The organism is Arthrobacter sp. MYb23 (assembly GCF_002979775.1).
Lineage (GTDB): Bacteria > Actinomycetota > Actinomycetes > Actinomycetales > Micrococcaceae > Arthrobacter.
Genome location: NZ_PCPR01000011.1, coordinates 44,838 through 63,322 on the forward strand (window position 1 = coordinate 44,838; position 18,485 = coordinate 63,322).

General features: G+C 62.7%; 17 protein-coding genes and 1 riboswitch. Of the genes, 10 read left to right on the forward strand and 7 right to left on the reverse strand.

The annotated features are described in order from the left end of the window. Positions 1 to 4 precede the first annotated feature (4 nt). The gene (locus CQ020_RS12865; RefSeq protein WP_105692204.1) at positions 5 to 1,501 is read right to left on the reverse strand and encodes a M60 family metallopeptidase; all 1,497 of its coding nucleotides are present in this window, start codon (positions 1,499 to 1,501) and stop codon (positions 5 to 7) included. Positions 1,502 to 1,742: 241 nt separating this feature from the next. Here CQ020_RS12865 and CQ020_RS12870 point away from each other — a divergent pair, with 241 nt between their 5' ends. Together CQ020_RS12870 and pabB are read left to right on the forward strand one after the other, a co-directional pair. Beyond that, the gene (locus CQ020_RS12870) at positions 1,743 to 2,303 is read left to right on the forward strand and encodes a low molecular weight protein-tyrosine-phosphatase (RefSeq protein ID WP_105568062.1); all 561 of its coding nucleotides are present in this window, start codon (positions 1,743 to 1,745) and stop codon (positions 2,301 to 2,303) included. Beyond that, positions 2,300 to 4,378, forward strand: coding sequence for an aminodeoxychorismate synthase component I (pabB, locus tag CQ020_RS12875; RefSeq protein ID WP_105568061.1), 2,079 nt, complete (start codon positions 2,300 to 2,302; stop codon positions 4,376 to 4,378). Before CQ020_RS12870 ends, pabB begins: the two co-directional genes overlap by 4 nt. Before the next feature lie 58 nt (positions 4,379 to 4,436). Here pabB and cls read toward each other — a convergent pair whose 3' ends face one another. Continuing rightward, a complete protein-coding gene (gene cls / locus CQ020_RS12880; protein ID WP_105568063.1) occupies positions 4,437 to 5,909 on the reverse strand; it encodes a cardiolipin synthase in 1,473 nt (490 codons plus the stop codon). A gap of 86 nt (positions 5,910 to 5,995) precedes the next feature. On the opposite strand from cls, the gene CQ020_RS12885 reads away from it, so the two are divergent. Next, positions 5,996 to 6,937 carry an aminodeoxychorismate lyase gene (locus CQ020_RS12885; RefSeq protein ID WP_105692205.1) on the forward strand — a complete coding sequence of 314 codons (942 nt, stop codon included), beginning with the start codon at positions 5,996 to 5,998 and terminating at the stop codon, positions 6,935 to 6,937. Between the two features lie 273 nt (positions 6,938 to 7,210). Beyond that, on the forward strand, positions 7,211 to 8,665 hold the full coding sequence (locus CQ020_RS12890) for an amino acid permease (protein ID WP_105692206.1): 1,455 nt from the start codon (positions 7,211 to 7,213) through the stop codon (positions 8,663 to 8,665). Between the two features lie 259 nt (positions 8,666 to 8,924). Here CQ020_RS12890 and CQ020_RS12895 read toward each other — a convergent pair whose 3' ends face one another. The 5 genes from CQ020_RS12895 to CQ020_RS12910 form a co-directional block, all read right to left on the reverse strand. After that, entirely contained in the window at positions 8,925 to 9,407 is a 483-nt protein-coding gene (locus tag CQ020_RS12895; protein ID WP_105692207.1) for a carboxymuconolactone decarboxylase family protein, read from the reverse strand. 9 nt (positions 9,408 to 9,416) lie between these two features. Then, positions 9,417 to 9,560, reverse strand: a complete 144-nt coding sequence (locus CQ020_RS24200) for a hypothetical protein (RefSeq protein ID WP_181151873.1) — start codon at positions 9,558 to 9,560, stop codon at positions 9,417 to 9,419. 217 nt (positions 9,561 to 9,777) lie between these two features. Continuing rightward, on the reverse strand, positions 9,778 to 10,842 hold the full coding sequence (locus tag CQ020_RS12900) for a PLP-dependent cysteine synthase family protein (protein ID WP_105692208.1): 1,065 nt from the start codon (positions 10,840 to 10,842) through the stop codon (positions 9,778 to 9,780). Beyond that, positions 10,836 to 12,401 carry an aromatic amino acid ammonia-lyase gene (locus tag CQ020_RS12905; protein ID WP_105692209.1) on the reverse strand — a complete coding sequence of 522 codons (1,566 nt, stop codon included), beginning with the start codon at positions 12,399 to 12,401 and terminating at the stop codon, positions 10,836 to 10,838. Before CQ020_RS12905 ends, CQ020_RS12900 begins: the two co-directional genes overlap by 7 nt. Beyond that, the gene (locus CQ020_RS12910) at positions 12,401 to 13,729 is read right to left on the reverse strand and encodes an NtaA/DmoA family FMN-dependent monooxygenase (protein WP_105692210.1); all 1,329 of its coding nucleotides are present in this window, start codon (positions 13,727 to 13,729) and stop codon (positions 12,401 to 12,403) included. Before CQ020_RS12910 ends, CQ020_RS12905 begins: the two co-directional genes overlap by 1 nt. A 153-nt stretch (positions 13,730 to 13,882) precedes the next feature. Between CQ020_RS12910 and CQ020_RS12915 the strand changes: the two genes are divergently transcribed. The 6 genes from CQ020_RS12915 to CQ020_RS24500 all read left to right on the forward strand — a co-directional run bounded on the left by CQ020_RS12915 (position 13,883) and on the right by CQ020_RS24500 (position 18,421). Next, positions 13,883 to 15,583, forward strand: coding sequence for a SulP family inorganic anion transporter (locus CQ020_RS12915; protein ID WP_105692211.1), 1,701 nt, complete (start codon positions 13,883 to 13,885; stop codon positions 15,581 to 15,583). A gap of 87 nt (positions 15,584 to 15,670) precedes the next feature. Continuing rightward, a riboswitch (SAM riboswitch) is annotated at positions 15,671 to 15,782 on the forward strand. A 13-nt stretch (positions 15,783 to 15,795) separates the two neighbouring features. Further along, positions 15,796 to 16,059, forward strand: a complete 264-nt coding sequence (locus CQ020_RS12920; RefSeq protein WP_105692212.1) for a DUF1737 domain-containing protein — start codon at positions 15,796 to 15,798, stop codon at positions 16,057 to 16,059. Continuing rightward, positions 16,056 to 16,466, forward strand: a complete 411-nt coding sequence (locus CQ020_RS12925) for a rhodanese-like domain-containing protein (RefSeq protein WP_105692213.1) — start codon at positions 16,056 to 16,058, stop codon at positions 16,464 to 16,466. Before CQ020_RS12920 ends, CQ020_RS12925 begins: the two co-directional genes overlap by 4 nt. Then, positions 16,467 to 17,675 carry an O-succinylhomoserine sulfhydrylase gene (locus CQ020_RS12930; RefSeq protein ID WP_024818334.1) on the forward strand — a complete coding sequence of 403 codons (1,209 nt, stop codon included), beginning with the start codon at positions 16,467 to 16,469 and terminating at the stop codon, positions 17,673 to 17,675. A gap of 10 nt (positions 17,676 to 17,685) precedes the next feature. Then, positions 17,686 to 18,150, forward strand: coding sequence for a hypothetical protein (locus CQ020_RS24495; RefSeq protein WP_258141874.1), 465 nt, complete (start codon positions 17,686 to 17,688; stop codon positions 18,148 to 18,150). Between the two features lie 103 nt (positions 18,151 to 18,253). Then, the gene (locus CQ020_RS24500; RefSeq protein WP_258141875.1) at positions 18,254 to 18,421 is read left to right on the forward strand and encodes a hypothetical protein; all 168 of its coding nucleotides are present in this window, start codon (positions 18,254 to 18,256) and stop codon (positions 18,419 to 18,421) included. Positions 18,422 to 18,485: the final 64 nt, after the last annotated feature.

Sequence of the window (18,485 nt, forward strand, 5' to 3'; positions counted from 1 at the left end):
GTTCTTACTGCGCTCCGGCTTCGTCGAACTGCGAGCGCGCGGCAAGAGACTTTTGCGCCTGGATCTCCTTGGCCAGCATGAGCTGCGCTTCATCGCGGATCAACGTGGGATCACTCGCCGGTGGAAGCAGACCCTCCGCAGCGATCTGGGCACGTGCGTCATCGTCCACCGCTAAGCCCCACTTGAGGAAGAAATCGCTCAGGTCAGCTCTCGCCGCCTTACTGGCCCAGACCACAAAGTTGCGCAGCCGGTAGACCTCATCCCAGTAGTCACCCTTCGGCGGGCGCTGCTCCCGGATGATCTTGTGCAGCGTCGGCCAGAAGTTCTTAAAGCCCAGACGGAGCTGCTCGAACATCACCAGCCGTTCCATGCCATCGAACGTCGTCCCGTACACCACCCCATCGCTGCCGATCATTGGCACGGCCGATTCCCACGGCGACAGTCCGCTTACCCCATCCGGTACATGCAGCCGGGGCTGTTGGCCGTACTTTTTGGCGAAGCTGGCGTTCACGGCAAGGGAGTAGACGTTCACCGTGACCTCAGTGAGCGACGTTGGCTTGTACGTGACTTGCTGATGCTGGTGACCGAGCTCGTGGTAGATGCCCCAGCCCCGCATCCGCAGCCCCTCCACGGTCAGGAGTCGGTCCTGGATGGGCGGCGGAAACGAAGTATGGCCGTGCGTGGCATAGGCCCCCACGTTGGCAATTGCCGACGGGTACCCCACAAGGTGGTACGGATGGGCCTGGCGGGCATGAACGGGACTGGAACCGTCGTAGCCACTGGTCACATCCTCGATGGAGATCAGGTCCTCGAAGGTGGCCATCAGCTCGGAGTGATTCTCGGACCGGTATCGAAGAGCGGATGCCCGCTCCACCGTGACAGTGGCGTGGGCGCTCACCAGCTCGACGAACGGGGTTGGACGCTCATCGAGTTGCCGCTGGAATTCGAGCTCGTTGGTGCGACCGTAAACGAAGTACGGCATGGGCTGCGCAGCGGCGTCCAGCGTTGCGCTGACGTAGCCACTGACTCCGGGCACCTTGTAGTAGATCACGCCGCCCCCGGCATCGGTGATGACATTCTTTCCCTTCTTGAGCGGATACTCACGGGGCTTCTTGAACTCCGGGCGGGCATCGGCGTCAGGGGCACCAATGACGAGCATTGCCTCCGGAGCAGTCATCGCCTTTACGGTCACCGTCAATGCCGCGCCTGCGGGAAGGTAAAAGCCGGTGGACTGCAGGTTGGTGGTGCACAGGGAAATCTGAAGCCTGTCTTCTTCCTGGACATGGGAATCCGGCATCGCGGTGACGATCTGGCTGCGCGATTGGCTGGTTCGTGTGTCGGCCATGGCCGGTGCCGCGGCCCACGGCACCATCATGCCTCCGGCAACAACGGCCATGGCCCCCAGAGCACCCCGCCTGCTGATTTGGTGCCGCCCCAAAGGCGTTACTCCTGAAATTTTGGCGTTATGGGAATCAGGGACATGACTATGGCTTTCACTCATGGAACATCCTTTTGTCCGGGGCGGCCGCTGTGACCAGCCTCACGGGTTAAAATGAAAGCGCTTACTACTACTTTAAGCAAGAGTTTGCCGGAAAGATAGCCACCATGCGTGGGGTTGAGGTGAAAATAGAAAGCGTTTACTGCCTTGCCTCCACGATATGTGACAGATTCGACACCAAAAATGACTTTCCTGTCGAGTCCTCCCCTAGCCAAGAAGGGGTGACATCAACCATGCTTGCTTCATGTACTCAACGACGAGCCCATACCGCATCATCACGGTCTGCACGGGAAACATCTGCCGCTCACCCATGGCAGCGCTCATGCTCACCGAAGCCTTCGCAGCGGAAGGGCTCGGCAACCTTGTAGTGGTGGACTCTGCGGGCACTACGGGATACGAAGTTGGGCACCCCATCGACCCCCGCGCCGCGCGGGTTCTAACAGCCAATCACCTTCCTTCCGAGGACCACGTTGCCCGCGAATGGCGGCCTGAATGGTACGCCGAAAGGGACCTGATACTCGCACTTGATGTCGATCATTTCGGCTGGCTGCAGCAAGGAGCCCCGGACCACACATCGCTGGACAAAGTGCAGATGTTCCGCAGCTTCGACCCCCACATGGCAGGCCGCAGCTCCCTGGACCTCGGCATCGAGGACCCCTGGTACGGCGGCCACACAGACTTCGACAACACGTGGACGCTCGTCAAAGCAGCCATTCCCGGGATCGTTCAGCATGTCAGGGCAGCCATCGCCGCGTCCCAGGACGGGAAATCTCAAGAGCCCCAGCAGGTAACCTCTATGACATGACCCCTGCACCCGTGATCATCGCTGTTGACGGCAGGTCCGGCGCAGGAAAAACCACGCTGGCCGTTGAACTGGCGGCCCGGTTGCGGCAGCACCACAAGGTTTCGCTGTTCCATCTGGAGGACATCTACCCCGGCTGGAACGGCCTCATGCCCGGCATTGAGCGCTACGTCGGTACGGTCCTGAAGCCTCTCAGTGAAGGCATGGCCGCAGAGTGGACCAGCTGGGACTGGGAGAAACATTACGACGGCGGCCTGAACGTCACGCTGCCCGCCGAGATCGTGATTGTTGAAGGGGTAGGAGCGGCAGCGGACGCGGCCCGTTCCATGCTGGACGCCGTGGTGTGGGTTGAATCCCCCGGTGACGATCGCCGTCGTCGTGCTTTGACACGTGACGGAAGCACCTACGAACCGTTCTGGGACAGCTGGGCAGCCCAGGAAGATGAGTGGCTTTCCACCGATCAGGTGATCAGCGCCGCCGACGTCCGCGTGCAGAACCTCGCCGACGGCAGCGCACCGGACGATGTCCTGCAGGCCCTCATGTACCTGCCTTCAGTTGCTTCGATTTTGTCGCCTGAACTCAGTTCGCGGCGGGGATTGCAATTGCGCTCAGAGCGCCTGGAGGCAACCCCGGACGCCGAACTTCTGTTCTCTTCCCTCTACGGCAAGTCCACGAACGCCGTGTGGCTCGATTCTTCCAATGCCACCGCCGTCGCCGGCCGTTCCCAAGCGGCGGCCCGCAGCCGCTTCAGCATCCTGGCCGACGACGGCGGCACGTTCGGCCAGTCGGTGCTGCACCGCTCCGGAACTACCCACGTGACCGCCGGTTCCGCCTCCGTCAGGACCTCCGGGCCGTTCTTCCGCTGGCTCGATTCCGTCTGGGGCCGCCGGGCCGTCCGCGCGCCCCGCGGTTACGACGGCCAGTTCACGCTCGGCTGGCTCGGATACCTCGGCTACGAACTCAAGCGCGAAACCGGCGGGAACGACGTCCCCTCCGATACCCCTGACGCAGCATTGCTCTTCGCCGGGCGGGCTGTGGTGGTGGATCATCGGGAACAGACTGTCTGGCTGCTCGCCTTGGACGCGCCCGACGCCGAGGAATGGTTGCGCGAGGCCCGGTCCGCCGTCGGGGCTGCTGGAGCCGGGGCTGCTGCAGCCGTCCCCGCCGCCGTCGCGGCCGCGGCCGCCGTTCCGGCCGCCCACCACGCAATCCCCTCGGGGACGGTTCCCGAATTCGTCAGCCGGGACTCCGCCACGGATTACAAGCGCAAGATCGCGCACTCCCAGCACCACATCAGTGAAGGCAACTCCTACGAGATCTGCCTGACCACCACGTTGGAATCCCCCGCCGGCAGCTTGGATCCGTGGGCAAGCTACCTGGCGCTGCGGCGCCGGAACCCTGCACCCTTCGCCAGTTACCTTCGGTTCGGCGAATTGGTGGTGGCAAGTACGTCACCTGAGCGGTTCCTGCGCATCATGTCCGACGGCGGTATGCGCGCCGAGCCAATCAAGGGCACCCGCGGCCGGTCTGCTGACGCTTCCGAGGATGCTGCTTTGCGGCACGACCTCGAGACATCGCTGAAGGACCGCGCGGAGAACATCATGATTGTGGACCTGCTGCGCAACGACCTCAGCCACTTCGCCATACCGGGCTCTGTGACAGTCAGCAGGTTGTGCGCGATCGAGAGCTACGCCACCGTCCACCAAATGGTGAGCACCATAGATGCCCACCTTCGGCCAGGTGCACCGCGGGCGGAAGCCTTGGCCGCAGCCTTTCCCGCCGGGTCCATGACAGGCGCCCCGAAGATCAGCACCATGGACATTCTGGACCAACTCGAGTCCGGGCCCAGGGGGATCTACTCCGGCGCCATCGGCTACTTCTCGCTGAATGCCGCCACGGACCTTGCCGTGGTGATCCGCACGCTGGTGGTGAATCCGGATGGCGCTGGCGGGCGAACCCTGTCCCTCGGCGTGGGTGGGGCCATCACCGCGGATTCCGTGGCAGATGACGAGTACCAGGAAATCCGGACCAAGGCTTTCGGCGTGCTGTCCACGCTGGGTGCTGACTTCCCGGACTGAGTTTTTGGACAGCTAATGCCCCCAAGAGCGTCTCTAAAGGGCGTTAGCTGCACACAAACTACTGGAGCGTGGCGGTCAATCTGGCCACGTTATCCACATACTTGGCCAGCGGGGGTCTATCCATCCAGTCATCCAACATAAGCTCACGGGACACCTCGCGATACGTGGATTCAACCGCGCGCATGAGGTCCACGGTTTCGGCGCCCAAAAGCATCACCGAAACCTCCATGTTCAGGGAGAAGGAGCGCATATCCATGTTGCTGGAACCAAGTACGGCCACTTCGTCGTCGATAGTGAAGTGCTTGGCGTGGAGGACATATGGCGCCCGGTACAGGTAGATGCGCACGCCCGCACCCAGCAACGCCTCATAGTAGGAGCGCTGAGCGTGGTGAACCAGGAATTGGTCGCCCTTTTCGGACACAAAGAGCTCCACCTCGACTCCTCGCTGCGCGGCGGTGGTGATGGCGTAGAGGAGGGAATCGTCAGGCACAAAATAGGGGCTGCAGATGGAGATCCTGTGCTGCGCCGAGTAGATCAGCGTGTTGAACAAGCGGAGGTTGTTTTCGGTGGCAAACCCTGGACCACTCGGCACTACTTGCGCTGTGACGCGGCCCGGAGGAGGCTGGTTTGACAGTTGGAGCTGGTCCTCCAGGGATTCGTCTGTTTCGCTGAGCCAGTCGGTGGCGAAGACGACGTTGAGGGTTGCCACGATGGGACCCTCGAGCCGGGACATAAGCTCAACCCATTTACGGCCAACCTTGTGGTGTTTTGGATTGTTGTACGAGGGCTCAATCAGGTTCTGGGAGCCGGTGAAAGCAATCTCACCGTCGATCACCATGATCTTGCGGTGGTTCCGGAGGTCCGGACGCCGCCATTGGCCATGGATGGGCAGCAGCGGAAGCATCCGCTTCCATTGGATCTTGCCTGATTTGAGCCGGCGGATCAGGCGACGGTATCCCTTGACCCGCAGCGTTCCAATGTGGTCGAAAAGCAGCCTGACGGTGACACCCCGCTCAGCAGCATTCTCAAGCTCGGTGAGCAGTTCGTCCGTCACGGAGTCGCTGCTCATGATGTAGAACTCGGCGTTGATGTAGCTCTTGGCACCCTTGACCGCTTCGGCCATGGCTTTGATGGACTCGTGGTAGCCGGGGATCAGCTCAACCTTGTTGCCGTCAACCATGGGCAGCGAACCGAGGCGATGGTTCAGCTCACCCGCTGACTTCACCCACTCCGGCCCCGAGTAGACGCTCACCGGATCGGCAAGGTCGGACGTGACGGCACGGACGCGACGGTTGACTTCTTCCTGCTGCTCACGCCTGCGCTTGGACAGTTTGAAATTGCCGAAAAGGAGGAAGAGGACGAACCCTACGGAAGGGATGAGGAACACAGCCAAAAGCCAGGCCATGGCGGTGGTGGGACGCCTGTTTCCGGGAATGATACCCAGAAGGACGATCCGCATGACCACTTCCGCGATGGCCCACGCACCCAGTAACCAGGTCCACTCCTGGCCAAACGGAAAAGGAAAGAGCACCTGCAAACCCCCACGCTCCAAGAACAACAGTGTCCTCAGCCTATCCGGCAAAGTCATCGGCAACGGCACCGCACTAAGCTGGGACCATGACTTCACCTGCTCCCACGGTCCTGGTTTTTCTGGACCCCGCCTTTGAAAACGGACGCGTTGCCGACTCCAGCCAACCCCAGATCATGGCCACGGACCTCGGCGCCACCCGTGGCGACGGCGTGTTCGAATCACTGCTTGCCGTTCAAGGACGTCCCCGCAAGGTGCAGGCTCATCTGAACCGCTTAAGCAGTTCCGCGGCCGCACTGGACCTGGTGCTTCCGGAGCAGGATGCCTGGCGCAAGGCAATTGATACCGCCATCAACGAGTTCCGCGATGTCCACCCTGCTCCCACGCCGGAGGAGGACGAAGTTGTGGTCAAGTTGATCGTCACCCGTGGTGTCGAGGGCGCAGCCAGCCCTACCTGCTGGGTGCAGGCTTCGCCCTCGCCCGCGGGCAGCCGCCGGCAGCGTGAGACGGGCATCGACGTCGTACTTTTGGACCGGGGCTTCGACACCGAAGCTGGTGAGCGTGCGCCGTGGCTGTTGCTGGGCGCCAAGACGCTGTCCTACGCGGTCAACATGGCCGCGCTGCGCTTTGCCCACAAGCAAGGCGCAGATGATGCCATCTTTACGTCCACGGACGGCCGCGTCCTGGAGGGCCCCACGTCCACGGTCCTGTTGGCTCACGTGGAAACGATCGACGACGGCGACGGTTCCGTCAGGACTGTTCGCCGGCTCATCACGCCCCAACATGACAGTGGCATTCTTCCCGGTACCTCGCAGGGTGCGCTGTTTGCCGCCGCGAAGGCTGCCGGTTGGGAGCTCGGCTACGGGCCGCTTGTCCCCCAGGACCTGTTCGACGCCGACGCCGTGTGGCTCATCTCGAGCATCCGCTTGATTGCTCCCGTGAATCACATCAATGGCAAGGAAATCGGCACTCCGGCTGTTCGGAAGCAACTCACGGACGAGCTCAACGCGTTGTTTGCTGCCATCGAGTAAGTCGGCGGGCTGCGGGTGAGTCGGCGGGCTGCGGGAGTTTTCGCTGACGCAGCTCCGCAAGGAACCTAGCAGGTGGCAAGTAGAGTAATCGCTCGCATGACTCAATGATTAGAACTTCTTGCCCTAGACCGTGAGTGGTCAGCGCGTTCAATCGCGTTTCTTAGGCTGCTTGAAATGCTCATTCGTCATGTGATGAATCTTGTACTCGTGTTAGTTGGATCACGTCCGGCTGGTACTACTTCAGACTTTGCTGGCTAACTTCCCGGAGGGAATATGGGACTCAGCTCCCCCACAGAAGCCGAAGCATCGGCAAACGAGGCGCAGTCCCGGACTGACGCCTCACCCACAGGCCTCCGCCGGTCCATGGAGGCCCGGCACCTGGTGATGATCGCCATGGGCGGCGTCATCGGCTCTGGCCTGTTCGTTAGTTCCGGATACACCATCTCCACAGCCGGGCCCCTGGGCGCGGTCATTGCTTTCCTCATTGGCGCCGTGGTGGTCTATCTGGTGATGGCATGCCTAGGGGAGCTCGCTGTTGCGTTCCCCGTCTCGGGTGCCTTCCACATTTACGCCGCGCGCACCATCGGCCCGGCTACGGGTTTTGCCACCGCGTGGCTGTACTGGCTCTGCTGGGCTGTGGCCCTAGGCTCCGAGTTCACCGCAGCGGGCCTACTCATGCAACGCTGGTTCCCGGGTGTGGACGTCTGGATCTGGTGCTTCATCTTCGCCACCGTCCTGTTCACGCTGAACGCCATTTCATCGCGCGTCTTTGGTGAATCAGAGTTCTGGTTCGCGCTCATCAAGGTTGCCGCCGTCGTCGGCCTGATCATCCTGGGCGGCGCCGCGCTGGCGGGCTTCCACCCCTTGGCCCCTGGTGAGTTCCCCTCCTTTGGCGAGAACTTCAACACCCCGGACGGGTTGTTCCCCAACGGCTTCACAGGCGTCTTCGTCACTTGCCTTGCGGTGTTTTATGCCTTCTCAGGTTCCGAACTGATTGGTGTTGCCGCCGGTGAGACCGAGAATCCCGGGGCAAACATCCCCAAAGCCATGCGGACCACGGTGATCCGGCTGATGATCTTCTTTGTTGGTGCGATCGTGGTCATCGCAGCCACCATTCCCTACGAGCAGGTCAGCGTGGACGAGAGCCCGTTCGTCACCGTCTTCTCCATGCTGGGCATCCCTTACGCCGCGGACATCATGAACTTTGTGATCATCACGGCCCTTCTTTCCGCCGGCAACTGCGGGCTCTTCTCCTGCGCCCGCATGCTCTTCTCGCTGGCCGACGAAGGCCACGCACCCAAGGCCTTCCGGAAGTTGACCAAACGCGGGATCCCCATGGTGGCCCTCTGCGTCAGCATGCTGGGCGGCCTGGCTTCGCTGATCAGCAGCGTCGTTGCCCCGGCCACCGTCTACCTGGTGCTGGTCTCCGTGGCCGGTTTCGCCACTGTTGGTGTGTGGATGTCCATCGTCGCGTCACACTTCATCTACCGCCGGACCTTCATCAAGAATGGTGGGGACCTTTCAACGCTTCCCTACAAGGCACCGCTGTTCCCGTTGGTGCCCATCCTCGCGTTCGCCCTCTGTGTGGTGTCGCTGATCGGCATCGCGTTCGATCCCAACCAGGTGGCGGCGCTATTGTTCGGCGTCCCGTTCGTGGGCGCTTGCTACGCCATCTTCTATTTCAAATACGGGCGGCGCCGCTCGCTCAAGAAGGCAGTGAACGCCTAGGGCTTTTCGGGTCTGCGGGTTCCTGACCTTCTTTGGAGACAGATCAGCCCTTGGGCAACCTTTCCCGGTTGCCCAAGGGCTGTTCCCGTCTGAAACAGGGTCAGGACCCCACGCCGGCCGGGCCTCCATCAGGACCCACGCCGGGCCGCCACCACCCGCTTTGATGTCTAAACCTCCCCGACACGCCAGCTAAGGGGTGTGCCGGGGAGCTCGCGTCGCCAAAGCAGGTGGCTGCCGCACGCACTTTCAGCGGTTGAGCTTACTTCTTGGCCGCTCGGACCGGGTGCTCGCTCAAAATGGACAGCCGGTTGAAAGCGTTGATCCCAATGGCCGCCATGCACAGCACACTGATTTGCTCGTCGCTGTAGTGCTGGCGCGCCTGCTCGAAGAGCTCAGGGCTGGGCCGCGATGAACTCATGCGGGTGATCTGCTCCGCAATCTGCATGGCGACGGCCTCAGCGGGCTCGAACAACTGCACTTCCTTGTAGACGGCAACGAGGGACAGCCGTTGTTCCGTCTCCCCATATTTCAGGGCCCGCCGGTGGTGAAGGTCCAGGCAAAAGGCGCAGCCGTTGATCTGCGAGCACAAGTAGTTGATGAGTTCAAGGGTGCGGCGCGGGATGCCAAGCCGGTCAGCTTCGTCCACCAACTGCTGCGAATAGTGGCTCAGTGTCTCGTAAAGATCCGGCTGCTGCTTGTCCAAATAACCGGCCAGACGTGGTTTTGTTTTCTGTTCAGGCATGCATGGAGCCTAACGCAACGGGGGTTCCTGCCCCCGTTTCAGCTCCTGAATGCGCAGGCGCAAGAAGATGATGGCGAGCACCAAGGCGTAAATCACCAAAGCCCCGACTGCCACCATGAGCAGGGTGTAGAGAATACCAACCAATGAAAACAAGAAAACCCCCAATTTTACGGCGGCAAAGTGCCGGGCCGGAGTATCAGATGCTAGCAGCCCGGCCCAAGCCCGAGGGCCGTGAGAGGAACCGCCCCAAGCCCGAGGGCCGTGAGAGAGGGTCCGGCCCAAACCCGAGGGACGTGAGAGAAGGTCCGGCCCAAACCCGAGGGCCGTGAGAGAGGGTCCGGCCCAAGCCCGAGGGACGTGAGAGAGGGTTCTACTCGCGTGCGGCAGGGGTGTCTGCGGCGAGCCGGATGCCGTGCTCTGCCAGCCACACCGGGTTGAAGGCCTTGCTCATGTAGTTCGTTCCGGCGTCGGGCGCGATGGCCACCACCACGGAACCGTGGGGCGCCGCCCGTGCCACCCGAATGGCCGCAGCCACAGCGAGACCCGAGGACGGCCCCAGCGCGAGCCCTTCTTCGTCAAGGAGCCGGTGGACGGTGGTGTAGACCTCGTCGTTGGGGATGCGCAGGAAACGGTCCACGATGGAGCGATCGAAGGCTTTGGGCCATTCAGACTGGGGCCAGGAGTTGCCCACGCCGTCCACCAGGATCTCGCCTGGGTGTCCGCCACTGTAGGCGGAGCCATAGGGATCTGCACCCACAACCTCCAGATGCCCGCCCTGCCGCGAAGCTGCCACGCGTTCCTTGAGGAACTTGCCGTTCCCGCTGATGGTCCCGCCGGTTCCGATGCCTGCTACGAAGTGGGTGATCAAACCACCAGTTTGTTCCCATATTTCCGGCCCGGTGGTTTCATAGTGCGCGGCGGGGTTGGCAGGGTTGTCGAACTGCATCGGCCGCCACGCGCCGGGTGTCTCCGCGGTAATCCGCGCCGCCACAGCCCGGGCGTTCTCCGGCGATTCCGACGGCGCGTTCCAGTCGGTCAGGATGACGCGGGCGCCGTAGTTGTGCAGCGCGGCGAGCTTCTCCTCGGAAATCGTATCGCCGGTAACCACCACTACCGGGTGTCCGGTCAGGTGCCCAATGAGGGCCAGCCCAATGCCGGTATTGCCGGACGTGCTCTCCACAATGGTGGCACCGGGCTTCAGCTCCCCGGACTTCTCCGCCGCACGGACCATGCTCAGGGCCGTACGGTCCTTGATGGAGCCGCCCGGGTTTTCGGATTCAAGCTTGATATGGATGGTGCTGCCCAGACCGCGGCCCAACGTCTCCAACTTCACCAGTGGTGTGTTGCCCACCTTGTCCAGGACTGAAACATCCAGCCCGTCAGGGACGGAGACAGCCGCGTGCACTCCATGTTTGCGGATCACTGTACTCACCACGTCTTCTCCCCTGCCTCCGAAAATTCCCGGGCCACGGCATCACGTAATTCCGCCCGCGCCCGTTCCACCAAGTCCGGCGCCGATGGCCGGCGGGCGAGCACGTCCGCGAGTCGGCCCACCACAAAGCCGGTCCCCTTTCCCAGCGGCTGCGCGGCGCCCGCCTCAAGCAGCAAGTACGAAGCCGTCAGCGCCTCGATCACCAAGAGCTTTTCAGCGGCCTCCGCCGACTTTTCGAGTTGCTGCAAGGCCAGCGGAGCAAGCGTTGAATGGTCCTCGACGTCGGCGGAAAGTGTGGGGGCACCCAGCGTTGCGGGGGCAGCAAGGAACTTAAGCTCGGCCAGCAGGCCGGCAGCCGAGTACCAGAGCAGCCCGGGAAGTTCCTCCTGGGCCAGGCCCTCCCCGGAGGACGCCGATTGCAGATGGCGGGCGCGGATAGCCCGTTGCGGAGGATACAACTTGGCGATGCGACGCTCACTGGATATTCCCACGTGCGCCAACGCCAGCCGCAGGCCCTCAAACGCGAGAGCCAATTGCATCGGTTGGAAGTTCCCGCCGGACACCATGTGACCCGACTCGACATCAACCAGCGGATTATCACCGCGGCCGTTCAGCTCCACCTCCAAGGCAGCATCGAGCTGCGTCACGAGGGACCGAAAGGCACCGTGAGTCTGCGGTGCGGCCCGGAATGACAGGGCGTCCTGAACCGACACTTCGGGGCGAACATCCTCCAGCCACCCGCCGCTCAACAGACGGCGGACGGCGGCCGCCGAGTCCCGTTGCCCGTCCACCGCCTTGGCCGCCTGGATTGCCGGCGAAAACGGGCTGAGGTTCCCGCCGCCGTCGTACCTTGCGATCGCCTCAAGCGAGAGGGAAAGTGCGACGTCGGCCAGCTCGGCCAGATGCTGCAGCCGCAGCAAGGCGAGGGTTCCGGCGCCAACCGAGTATGCGTTGGCGCTGACCAGGGCGAGGGCCTCACCGGGCGCGGGAACAAGGGGCTGGAGGCCGGCGTCGGCGAGCGCTTTGGCACCGGAGATCAGGGTGCCGTCCGCGCTGAACGCCTCACCTTCCCCGATGGCAACGGCGGCGACGGCGGCAAGTTGAGTCAGGTCCGACGAGCCCACCGAACCTTCACTCGGGATGGCGGGGAACACGCCTCGGTTGAGCATTTCAGCATAGAACTCGGCGGTTCCGGGGCGCACGCCGGAGCCGCCGCGGCTGAACCCAATCAGCCGGGTGAGGATCACGGCCCGGGCGGCAGGACGGTCCAGATACGAGCCCACCCCACTGTTGTGATACCTGATCACCTGGACCTGATAGGCAAGGAGCGACTTCTCCTCCACAGCGGTGTCCCGGCCGGAGCCCAGCAAGGTGTTGAGGCCGTACACGCGCTGTCCGGAGGCCGCGGCCAGCTCCACGACTTCCCTCGACTTTTGCAGCAAAGACAACGCATCCCGGTTGAGTTTCACGTGAAACGCGGGATCCTCGGCGACAAGTGCCACATCCGCAGCCCGCACCGGAGATGTACCAATCACCAAGGTCCGCGGCTTCCCGGACACCATTAGAAGTCCAGGAGGTTCTGCCGGAACCCGCCGTTGCCGTAACTCTTCCTCAACAGGCCGCGACGCCGCAGTTCGGGCGTGAGCTTGTCCAACACGCTGTGCACTGTCACCGGGTCCACAAAGCCGGAGAAGAGGAAACCGTCGCCGCCCACCTCAGACCCTGTCTCTTCGAGGTAGTCAGCGATTTCGCCTGCTGTGCCGATGATTGAGTCGCCCGCGCCGCCGCTTCGTGCTTGGAGGATCTGGCGCAGCGTGGAACCCGGAGGTGCGGCCTTGGCGAAGTGCTCCAGGGTGCCCTGGTTGCTGTTGGTGCTCAATTCAGGCAGTGGAGCGTCCAGGTCGAACTGTTTGAAGTCGATCACAGAGAGGTAGGAGATGGAGTTCAGTTGACTGTCGATGTCGCGTTGAGTGAGTTCCCGCCGCCGGGCCCGCAACTCCTCGGCCTCGGCCGGGGAACCAACGACGGTGGGCTTCAGGACGAAAAGTACCTTGACGTCGTCGGGATTGCGGCCGGCCTTCACAGCTTCTGCGCGAATGGATTCCCGGTAGGACTTCATCCCGTCAACGCCACGGGCCAGCGCAATGGCCACGTCAGCATTGCCGCCGGCAAATGCCTTGCCCCGGGGAGAAGCACCGGCCTGAACCAGCACAGGTTCCTCGGGTAAAGGCGCAGTGTTCAGTGGGCCCCTGACCTTGAAGAAGTCACCCTGGTGATCAATGGGGTGCACTTTGCTGTGGTCCGCGAACACCCCCGCGTCAACATCCTCAAGCACGGCGCCCGGTTCCCAACTGCGCCAAAGCCGCCTGACGACGTCGACGAATTCCTCCGCTTTCTCGTACCGGAGGTCATGCTCAATCTGCTGGTCCAAGCCGTAGTTCTGCGCGGCGAGGTCACTGCCGGACGTGACAACATTCCAGCCAAGCTGCCCTTCGGAGAAGTGCTGCAGCGTTGCCAGGAGCCGGGCGGCAGTGAAGGGCGGGTAGAAAGAGGCGCTGACCGTCGGGACGATGCCAAGGTGCTCAGTGGCGGAAAGAAGGTAGGGGACCAACGCCAGCGGGTCATGTTTCGGGGCGAACGACGCGTGCGCCAGGGACACCTCGGCCGTGCCGCCATAGGTGTCCGGAACCGTGAGGGAATCTTCAATGATGAACAGGTCCAAGCCGGATCGCTCAAACGCCCGGACGGCTTCCTGATACAGGGCGGGTTTCTTCCAGTCGTAGCCCAGGCCATAGCCGGGAGTCCCCCAGCCCTGAACACCAAAACCGTGGCCTACGAACCATCCAAAGTGCAGCATGGGCTTGAGTGTAGAACTGCTTTGTCCGTTCACCGCGACCTGATTTCATGCGAAGTTACAGGGGGTCGTACTGGGTCAATTATGCTCCCGGGACGTCACATTTGGGCCGGACTCATGATGGTGGCATTTTCCACATACAGCGTTCCCCTTGTTCCGCAAACACCATGGGTCCGGAATGATCGCTGTATGAGTTCAGCCACCCGCACTTCTGCCAAGGACCGCCTTTCGGGCGTCTGGGCACTCAAGGGGTACAAACGTGAATGGCTGCGGCACGACGCCGTGGCGGGTGCAGCACTGTTTGCCCTGCTGGTGCCTGCCGGCATGGCGTACGCGCAGGCGGCCGGTTTGCCGCCTGTCACCGGGCTCTACGCCACGGTGATCCCGTTGCTGGTTTACGCCGTGGTGGGGCCGTCCCGCATTCTGGTCTTGGGACCCGACTCATCCCTTGCCCCCATGATCGCCGCAGCCATTGTTCCGCTTGCGGCCGGCAGCAGTGAGAGATCGGTGGCACTCGCCGGGCTGTTGGCTGTGTTGATCGGGGTGATCATGCTCGCGGGCTCCGCCCTGAAACTCGGTGCCATCACCGGTCTGCTGTCCAAACCCATCAGGCTCGGATACCTGAACGGAATCGCCTTGCTGGTGGCGTTGTCCCAGCTCCCGGCGTTCCTGGGGGTAGAGGCCGACGGCGACATCTGGCAAAAGCTCGCGAAGGTCACCACCGGGTTGCTGGGCGGCGGGGTCAACATCACCGCGCTCCTGCTGGGCATAGGTTCACTCGCGCTCATCTGGATCCCCAAACTTCTGAAATGGAAGGTGCCCGGCGTCCTGCTGGCGGTGGTGGTTTCATGCGTTGCGACGGCTGTTTGGGGCCTGAACGACGACGTCAAGGTCACCGGGGTGTTGCCTCAGGGGCTGCCGATGCCCGCACTCGGCGGAATAGGCTGGGCTGACGCGCTTACGTTGCTTCCGGCTGCCGCCGGTATTGCCCTCATGGTCTTCGCCGACACTGGCGTCCTGTCCCAAACCCTGGCAGCCAAGGAAGGGAAGAAAGTCTCGGGCAACAGGGAGATGGCCGCCCTTGGGGCAGCCAATGCAGCCACCGGCTTGCTGGGCGGGTTCCCTATATCCGGCAGTACCTCGCGGACGCCCGTGGCTGTGGACGCCGGCGCCAAATCCCAGATGACCGGGGTGGTTGGAGCGGTGCTGGTTCTGGCTTTCATGCTGTTGGCTCCCGGAGTTACCGGGTACCTCCCTTCGGCGACCTTGGCCGCCGTCGTTATCGCCGCGGCGATTAGTCTGGCAGACCCTGCCGGCGTCAAGCGGCTCCTCAGCCTGAGCCGGAGCGAATCCGTGGTGATGCTGGCGGCGTTCCTGGGCGTCCTTACCGTGGGTGTGCTGCAGGGAATCGTCGTAGCCATAGCCTTGGCACTTCTGGACTTTGTTCGGCGGGCTTGGGATCCCTACCGGACAGAACTCGGAGCGGAAGCTGGGCTCCCCGGCTATCACGACCTCGAGCGGCACCCCGACGGCGAACGAATCCCCGGACTCCTGATCCTCCGTTTTGATGCACCTCTGTTCTTCGGCAACGGGCAGGTTTTGGCGGCCTTTGTCCGGGAGCAATTGGACGAAGCCCCGGAGGAGACTGCGCACCCGATTACGCACGTCATCCTCGCCGCAGAGCCCATCACCGGGATCGACACCACCGCACTGGATGACCTCGTCACGCTGGACGAATGGCTGGCCAGCAAAGGCGTGGACCTCGTGTTCGCCGAACTGAAGGGACCTGTAAAGGACAAATTGATCCGGCTGGGCACGGCAGCCCGGTTTACGCCAGACCATTTCTTCCCCACTGTGGGCGCCGCAGTGCGTGCACTGAAACACGTATAAGGGAAGCTGCCCCCGATTACGCAACATGACGGCCGGACTACAGCCCGCAAGTGCAGCCCGAGGCCCGTGGATGTTACGTTTTTCTTGAGTAATGAGTACCAGCGCAAAGCCCTGACTTGCTGGTCGGCAACCCTCTCTCCGGCGGGGTGCCTCAGGTGACTACTCGGCGTATCGACAATTCGAACTGCAAGCGTGACTGAGGAGCACCAGCTATGCCTGAACCCACTGAAGAAAAACTTTCCTATCGCCTGATTACAGGCCCTGACACCCGTGATTTCTGCGAGCGGATCCACAGTGCCCTCGCCGAGGGCTATGTGCTCCATGGCAGCCCGGCAGCCACCTTCAACGGCACGGACGTCATTGTGGCCCAAGCAATTGTGCTCCCCGCCGCTATCGCCAATGCCGATGCCGCAGTTGCCACTGCAGTGGACCAGCTTGAGAACTACGACGACGAAGCGTTCGAGGGCCACGCATGAGCTACGCAGGTGACCTGACCCCGCAGGATGCGTGGGCCAAGTTGGAAGAAGGCGCCATCCTGGTGGACGTCCGCACTGAGGGCGAGTGGGCCCACATCGGAATTCCGGACACCAAAGCCACGGAGAACGACCCCCTGTTCATTCAGTGGAACCTTGCCGGCGGTATCCCCAACTCCCGCTTCATCGAGGATTTGCGTCAGCAGGCCCCCGAGGACGACGGCGTTGAGCTGGTGTTCCTGTGCCGTTCCGGCCAGCGCTCCATCTCCGCCGCCATCGCCGCAACGCAGGCCGGCTTCACTTCCTACAACGTCCTGGAGGGCTTTGAAGGAGAACCGGACCGCTACGGCGAGCGCACAGTCAACGGCTGGAAGAACCGTGGCCTGCCGACGAATTTGGGGACCGAGTAAGTGACTTTCAATCCCGACGCCGCCGGTTGGAGCCCCGACACCCAGGCCGTCCGCGGTGGCCTTGACCGTACTAATTTTCAGGAAACATCCGAGCCCGTTTTCCTGAACTCCGGTTTCGTCTACGAATCCGCCGCTGCCGCCGAGCGCGCCTTCACTGGTGAGGACGAACGTTTCGTTTACTCCCGCTACGGCAACCCCTCCGTCGCAACGTTCCAGGAGCGGCTGCGGCTGCTCGAAGGAACCGAAGCGTGCTTTGCGACGGCGTCAGGTATGTCCGCGGTCTTTACTGCTTTGGGTGCCCTGCTGGCTGCCGGCGACCGCGTGGTTGCCGCCCGCTCCCTGTTCGGCTCCTGCTTTGTGATCCTCAATGAGATCCTGCCGCGGTGGGGCGTTCACACGGTCTTCGTGGATGGCCCGGATTTGGAGCAGTGGCGCGAAGCCCTCTCCGAGCCCACTACCGCAGTCTTCTTCGAGTCTCCGTCCAACCCCATGCAGGAGATCGTGGACATCGCTGCAGTCAGCGAACTGGCGCATGCTGCCGGGGCCACTGTGGTGGTGGACAACGTCTTTGCCACTCCCCTGCTGCAACGCTGTGGAGAGCTGGGCGCCGACGTGATTGTGTACTCGGGCACCAAACACATCGACGGCCAGGGACGTGTGCTTGGCGGCGCAATCCTGGGCACCAAGGAATTCATCGACGGCCCGGTCAAGCAGCTCATGCGGCACACCGGTCCTTCACTGTCCGCGTTCAATGCCTGGGTGCTGACCAAGGGCTTGGAGACCATCGGACTGCGTGTGAACCACAGCTCGGCATCCGCTCTGAAGATCGCTGAGTGGCTTGAGCAGCAACCCGCCATCAGCTGGGTCAAGTACCCGTTGTTGAAGTCTCACCCGCAGTACGAGCTTGCTGCGAAGCAGATGAAGGCGGGCGGCACCGTCCTGACCTTTGAACTGTCTCCCTCGGCCGGGCGTTCAGCCAAAGAGGCTGCGTTCGCCTTGCTCGACGGCCTCACCGTCATTGATATCTCCAACAACCTGGGCGACTCCAAGTCCCTCATCACCCATCCTGCCACCACCACCCACCGGGCCATGGGACCGGAGGGGCGGGCGGCGATCGGACTTTCCGATGGTGTTGTCCGCCTGTCCGTAGGGCTCGAAGACGTGGACGACCTCATCTCGGATCTGGAGAAGGCCCTCAAACAGGTCTAACCTTGCTGCCATGAGCGGGAACCATCCCTATCGCCGTGCCGGAGCGGTCATCGTTGCCGGCACGGTGGTGTGGTTCGTCGGAATCTCGCCGGTCTCCCGTGTTTACATCACGCCCGATGACGCCGAGCGGCTGCGCATGCTGACAGCTGGCCAGCGCGGATGGATTGTTGGCCAGCACCTGACCGCCGTGGGAACTGTCGCCGTGCCCGTGGGATTCGCCGCATTCGCCCGCGCTGTTCAGGACAAGAGCGCTGTTCGGGACAAGAACACTGTTCGGGACAAGAACACTGTCCCGGAGCAGGACCGTGCACCGGATAAGAGCGCCGGGGCCGGGGCGAGTGATCGTCTCTGGGCGAAACACATTCTCGGGCAGTGCATCGCGCGGGAGAGCGAAGAAGTGGGCTTTCGCTGCATCCGCCGCCTTACTCGCCGGCGCCCCGTTCTTCGTCTCAAGCCTCGCCCGGCGGGCTTCTGACATCGAAGGGTTCGCCTATCGCAGGGGGTCCAGCGCGCCATTCCTGGTGTATTCCGGACTTCACGTCGTGGCGTTGGCCGCGCTCGGAGGGAGTCTTCTTTCCTTGCCCACAAACCGCTGGATCGGTGTCATGGCTGCCGCCAGCGCACCCGTCTACGGCGCCGTCCTTGTGGCTAAGAAGGACATCCCGCCGCTCTTCTTCTACTTGGTGGAGGGGACCATCGGCGCCTACCTGATGACATGGGAAGAGCAGGAAGCTGAAGTCTCCTGACCAGCTCCAGCTCGCCTTGGCCGGCCCCTCCGCCGTTGCGCACCCGTTGCCGCCATCCGCACCA